This window comes from Flavobacterium maritimum, assembly GCF_040049085.1.
Classification (GTDB): Bacteria; Bacteroidota; Bacteroidia; order Flavobacteriales; family Flavobacteriaceae; genus Flavobacterium; species Flavobacterium maritimum.
On the sequence record NZ_JBDLZY010000043.1, the window covers coordinates 1 to 549 of the forward strand.

Here is a 549-nt window from a genome sequence, read left to right on the forward strand (position 1 = left end):
TAAGATCGAATTATCAGACAAACGAAATACACTTTTAAGAGGAAGTTCAAATGCAAAACCTGTTTTAGGAAAACTAGTCTGTTCGTGCAGTCAGGTTGGAGCCGGAAACATTGAAGAAACCATCAAAGGCGGTGTTAGTAATTTTACCGATTTATGCAAAAATACCGGCGCAGGATTAGGCTGTGGAAGTTGTAAAACCGAAGTAAAAGAGATACTCGCAAAGTGCAAAGTTTAATTTTATTTTTGTTTTGTTTCAGGTTTCAAGTTTTGTTTTGCCACAGATTTAAAGGATTTTAATGATTTATAAATCTGTGTAAATCTGCCAAATCAGTTGAATCTGTGAGCTATTTTATTTAGAAAACAATCGTTTCAAAGAAATTGTTTTATCGTAAAACGTAATTCGGATTCCGAAAAGCAAAACGATTCCGCCGAAAACCATTTGTAAAGTTATTTTTTCTTCTAAAAACAACCAAGCTAAAATTGCAGTAATTATGGCCTGACTCAATAAACTTAACGAAACTCTTGTGGCGCGCATGTGCTGCGTGGCAT

2 protein-coding genes are annotated in these 549 nt (G+C 34.8%); one reads left to right on the plus strand and one right to left on the minus strand.

The genetic code is table 11. From position 1 onward, the window contains the following. A partial coding sequence (locus tag ABEB23_RS18205) for a (2Fe-2S)-binding protein (protein ID WP_348814138.1) occupies positions 1-235 on the plus strand: 235 nt, incomplete at its 5' end. Positions 236-349: 114 nt separating this feature from the next. On the opposite strand, the gene ABEB23_RS18210 is transcribed toward ABEB23_RS18205, so the two are convergent. Further along, positions 350-549, minus strand: a 200-nt coding sequence (locus ABEB23_RS18210) for an EamA family transporter (RefSeq protein ID WP_348814139.1), incomplete at its 5' end; no start/stop codon positions are given.